The organism is Pseudomonas sp. ICMP 10191 (assembly GCF_001467335.1).
Lineage (GTDB): Bacteria > Pseudomonadota > Gammaproteobacteria > Pseudomonadales > Pseudomonadaceae > Aquipseudomonas > Aquipseudomonas cerasi.
Map to the genome: position 1 here is coordinate 1 of NZ_LKGW01000147.1, position 5,514 is coordinate 5,514.

Annotated in this window: 1 protein-coding gene; it reads left to right on the forward strand. The window is 61.5% G+C overall.

Going from position 1 to position 5,514, the window contains the following annotated elements:
* Positions 1-403: 403 nt before the first annotated feature.
* The coding region (locus AO388_RS22820) for a non-ribosomal peptide synthetase (protein WP_153004005.1) at positions 404-5,514 on the forward strand (5,111 nt) is incomplete at its 3' end.

Here is a 5,514-nt window from a genome sequence, read left to right on the forward strand (position 1 = left end):
ACCCGACCGGTTTGCAAACGGTCGAGTGGTTGCCTTCCACCCTGAAGCCCTTCGCAACGCTTTCCCAACGTTTTCCCAACATCCCCCCTGCTTGTTCAGCCAAGCGCTCGCACATCGCTGCGTTGACGTCACCCTCAAGTCTTGTCCCAGCTTCCCACGACAGACAGTCGCCTGTGGATGCTCTAATTTTTGCGGCGTGTGGGAAGCACGGCGAATGGGAAGTTTCGTGTGTGTCATAGGATCGCAGCCCTTTATTGCTGCGGCTCCAATCATACCTGCGCCCGGATCCCGTTCTGTCTTCGAGTTTCGAAGCCCCTCCGTATTTATCGTGCGAAACACTGTTTGCGACACCGTGCCCCGGAGTCGTCAACCCTCTCCGAAATGAAAAACAGCAGGTTATTCGATGCACTTCAGCGAATTGATGGCAGTTCTTTCCACGCACTCGATCCGTCTTCAACAGGAAGAAGATGATCTGGTGATTCTCGGAGACGACGAGGGGCTGGACAGTGCCACTCTTGAAAGCCTGAGCGTGCACAAGGCAGAACTGCTGACGCTCGTAGCTCGAATGGGCGGTGACTGGCTCAGTCCGGCGTTTCGCATTACCACGGACATGCTGCCGCTGGCCAATCTGAGCCAAGAGGCGATTGACAGAATCGTCGATGCGATACCGGGCGGGGCTGGCAATGTGCAGGACATCTATCCGCTGGCGCCTCTGCAGGAAGGGATTCTCTATCATCACCTGGCGGCCGGGCAGGGCGACCCGTATGTATTGCGGGCGTTGTTCGGGGCCGAGAGCCGCGAACGTCTCGACGACTTCGCCCAGGCACTGCAGGCGGTGATCGAACGCCATGACATCCTGCGCACGGCGATGGTTTGGGAAGGCCTAGACGAACCGGTGCAAGTGGTGTTGCGCGATGCGGCGCTGGCCGTGGATGAACTGACGCTGGACGTGGCTGACGGCGACATCGAAACCCAGTTGCACGAACGCTATGATTCCCGGCAGTTCCGCCTCGATTTACGCCAGGCCCCGTTGATGCGCATGGTCTGTGCTGAAGATCCGGCCAACGCTCGCTGGGTCGCTATCCTGCTGTTCCACCACATTGCCATTGACCACGCCGCGCTTGAGCTGGTGAAACACGAGATGCAGGCCTTTCTGCTCGGCGAAGGCCATGCCTTGCCCGAAGCAGTGCCGTATCGCAACTACGTGGCACAGGTTCGGCTGGGTGTCGGGGCTGATGCTCATGAAGGTTTTTTCCGCGAGATGCTGGCCGACATCGACGAGCCGACGCTGCCGTTCGGCGTGGTCGAAACGCTGGGCAGCGAGCAACTGATCGAAGATGTGCACCTGCCCGTCGATGAAGCGTTGAGCGCGCGCCTGCGCACACAGGCCCGGCAGCTTGGGGTCAGTGCCGCGAGCCTGCATCACCTCGCCTGGGCGCGGGTGGTGGGTGCACTGTCGGGCAAATCGGATGTGGTTTTCGGCACAGTGCTGATGGGCCGGATGCAGGGCGGCGACGGTGCCGATCGGGCACTGGGCATGTTCATCAACACCTTGCCGTTGCGGGTCAAGCTGGAAGGGCACGCGGTGCGTGAAGGGGTCAGAACCACCCACGCTCGACTGACTGCCTTGCTCGGTCATGAACATGCGTCCCTGGCCCAGGCCCAGCGTTGCAGCGGCGTGGCCGCACCGGCGCCGTTGTTCAATTCGCTGCTCAATTACCGTCACAGTGCCAGCGAATCGGTGGCTTCGGCCGAAGCGCTCCAGGCCTGGAATGGCTTGCAGAGCCTGGGCAGCGAGGAGCAGAGCACTTACCCGATCACTCTGTCGGTGGACGACCTGGGCCAGCGCTTCAGCCTGACGGTTCAGGCCCTGGCGCAGATCGGTGCACAGCGCATCGGCGAGTATATGTTGACGGCACTCGGCGCGCTGGTAGAGGCGCTGGAGCAGCAGCCGCAAACCCCTTTGCAGCGTCTGCAAGTCCTCTCTTCAGCCGAACGCCAGCAAGTGCTGCATGACTTCAATGACACGGCACGCGACTACCCACGCAACAGCAGCCTGCAGGAACTTTTCGAACAGCAAGTGGCGGCGCAGCCTGATGCACTTGCTGCTGTACAGAATGACCAGTGCCTGACCTACCGGGAATTGAACGGTCGCGCCAACGCGCTGGCTCGTCACCTGGTCGACCTCGGCGTGCAACCGGGCGAGCGGGTGGCATTGCTGCTGGAGCGTTCCCTCGATCTGCTGGCCGGTCAGTTGGCGATTATCAAATGCGGGGCGGCATACGTGCCGCTGGACATCAACGCTCCCGCCGAGCGTCAGGCATTCATGCTGCAAGACTGCGGCGCGCGGCAGGTGTTGACGCTGGCTCGCCACGACCTGCCTGAAGGCATCCAGCGGATTGACCTCGACCTGCTGCAACTGCCAAGCGATGCGCACAACCCGGCATCATCAGCGTCCGCCGAATCGGTGGCCTACATCATGTACACCTCCGGTTCCACCGGTATGCCCAAAGGCGTATTGGTGCCGCACCGTGCTGTCAGCCGCCTCGTCATCAACAACGGTTACGCTGACTTCAATGCACAGGATCGTGTGGCGTTCGCCTCAAACCCGGCGTTCGACGCCAGCACCCTGGATGTCTGGGCGCCACTGCTCAATGGCGGCTGCGTGGTTGTGGTGGAGCAGTCGGTGTTGCTGTCTCTGGACGAGCTCCGCGCGCTGCTGTTGTCCCAGTCGGTCAGCGTGCTGTGGATGACCGCGGGCCTGTTCCATCAGTATGCCGACGGCCTGATGGAGGCCTTCGCGAAATTGCGCTACCTGATCGTCGGTGGTGATGTGCTGGACCCGGCGGTGATCGCCCGGGTATTGAAACAAGGCGCTCCGCGACACTTGCTCAACGGCTACGGCCCGACCGAAGCGACGACCTTTTCCACGACCCATGAGATCACCTCGGTCGGCACCGGCGGTATTCCTGTCGGTCGCCCGATTGGCAACAGCCAGGTTTATGTGCTCGATACCCTGCGCCAACCGGTGGCCGTGGGCGTGGGCGGGGAGCTGTATATCGGCGGGCAGGGCGTGGCCAAGGGTTACCTGAACCGTCCTGAGCTGAACGCCACACAGTTTGTCGACAATCCTTTCAGCGACGACGCTGGAGCCCTGTTGTACCGCACGGGTGACCTCGGCCGCTGGAACGCAGACGGGGTTATCGAGTATCTGGGCCGTAACGATGACCAGGTGAAAATCCGTGGTTTCCGTATCGAACTGGGTGAAATCGAAGCATGTCTGGTCGAATGCTCTGGCGTCAGGGAGGCCGTGGTGTTGGCCCGCCAGGACGAACCTGGGCAAAAGCGCCTGGTGGCATACGTGGTCGGCGAAGACAACAGCGCCTTGTCAGCGGTCGAACTGCGCCGCGAACTGGCGGCTTCTCTGGCCGAATACATGGTGCCAAGCGCCTTTATGGTGCTGGATTCTTTCCCGCTGACCGCCAACGGCAAGCTGGATCGCCGGGCCTTGCCGGCACCGGACGCTGACGCCTATGCCAGCCGTGAATTCGAGGCACCCGAGGGGGAAGTGGAAATCACCTTGGCGCGCTTGTGGTCCGAATTGCTCAACGTTGAACGCGTCGGCCGCCACGATCACTTCTTTGAGCTCGGCGGGCATTCGCTACTGGCCGTCAGCCTGATCGAACGCATGCGTCAGGCGGGCCTGAGCGCCGATGTACGCGTGCTGTTCAGCCAGCCCACGCTGGCCGCACTGGCCGCAGCCGTCGGCGCAGGCCATGACATCAAGGTACCGGCCAACCTGATAGACAAAGGCTGCGAGCGCATCACCCCGGAGCTGTTGCCACTGGCGAATCTGACCCAGGTGCAGATCGACCAGGTGGTCGCTACCGTACCCGGCGGCGTGGCAAATGTTCAGGATATCTACGCGCTGGCACCGTTGCAGGAAGGCATTCTCTATCACCACATGGCAGCCGAGCAGGGCGACCCCTATGTGCTGCAGAGCCAGTTTGCCTTTGATGACCGCGAGCGCCTGGACGCCTTCGTTCAAGCCTTGCAGATGGTTATCGACCGGCATGACATTCTGCGTACCGGTGTGGTCTGGGACGGTCTGGACTCACCCGTGCAGGTGGTCTGGCGTGAAGCGAAATTGCACCTTGAGGGGCTTGAACTTGACCCGGCTGACGGTGAGATTGGCGCGCAACTGCATAGCCGCTTCGATCCGCGTCACTACTGCCTCGATATGACTCAAGCGCCACTGATGCGCTTGGTCCATGCCGAGGACCCGCTCAACCAGCGAATTATCGCGATGCTGCTGTTCCACCATATGGCCCTGGACCATATGGCCATGGAAGTGGTGCAGCATGAAATGCAGGCCTGGCTGTTGGGCGAGGCAGAATCCTTGTCGGCGCCGGTGCCCTATCGCAATTACCTGGCTCAGGCGCGTCTGGGGGTCAGCCAGGCGGATCATGAAGTGTTTTTCCGCGACATGCTGGGCGATATCGACGAACCGACGCTGCCTTTCGGCCTGCAGGATGTGCAGGGCGATGGCCGTGATATCGAAGAAGCCGCTCTTGTCGTGGACAGCCAGTTGAACCTGCGACTGCGTGCTCAGGCCCGACAACAGGGTGTGAGTGCCGCGAGTCTGGTGCATCTGGCGTGGGCACAGGTGCTGGGCAAGGTTTCCGATCGTCGCGATGTGGTGTTCGGTACTGTACTGCTGGGCCGTATGCAGGCCGGCGAGGGCGCTGACAGGGCGCTGGGAATGTTCATCAATACCTTGCCGCTGCGGGTCGCCGTAGGCGGGCAAGGGGTACGCGCCGGGGTCAAGGCAACACACGCGCAACTTACCGCATTGCTCGCTCACGAACATGCCTCACTGGCGTTGGCCCAGCGGTGCAGCGGTGTAGCCGCACCAACGCCACTGTTCAGCGCACTGCTCAATTACCGCCACAGCGCGGTGGGCAGCGCTGCAGAACAAACTGCCAAGGCCTGGCAGGGTATTCAAGCCCTGAACAGTGAAGAACGCACCAACTATCCATTGACCTTGAACGTCGATGACCTTGGTGACGGCTTCAAACTGACCGCGCTGGCGGCGAGCACGGTCGGTGCGCAGCGTGTGTGTGGCTACATGCACACGGCGCTGGAACAACTGGTGGACGCGCTTGAGTTAATGCCACAAGCGTCGTTGCAAAGTCTGTCGATTCTGCCAGCTGTCGAGCGTGATCATTTGCTGGTGGATTTCAATGACACCGCGCTGGATTACCCGCAGCAGCAGACCATTCACGGGCTGTTTGAAGCACAGGTCGAGCTTACGCCGCAGGCTCTTGCGGTCGTCCACGGCGAACAGCGCCTGACGTATCGCGAGCTTAACGAGCAGGCCAACCGCCTGGCCCATGCCTTGCGCAAGCAGGGCGTTCAGCCGGATTCGCGGGTAGGCATTTGTGTAGAACGCGGCGTGGAGATGGTCATCGGCTTGTTGGCGATCCTCAAGGCGGGCGGCGGTTACGTGCCACT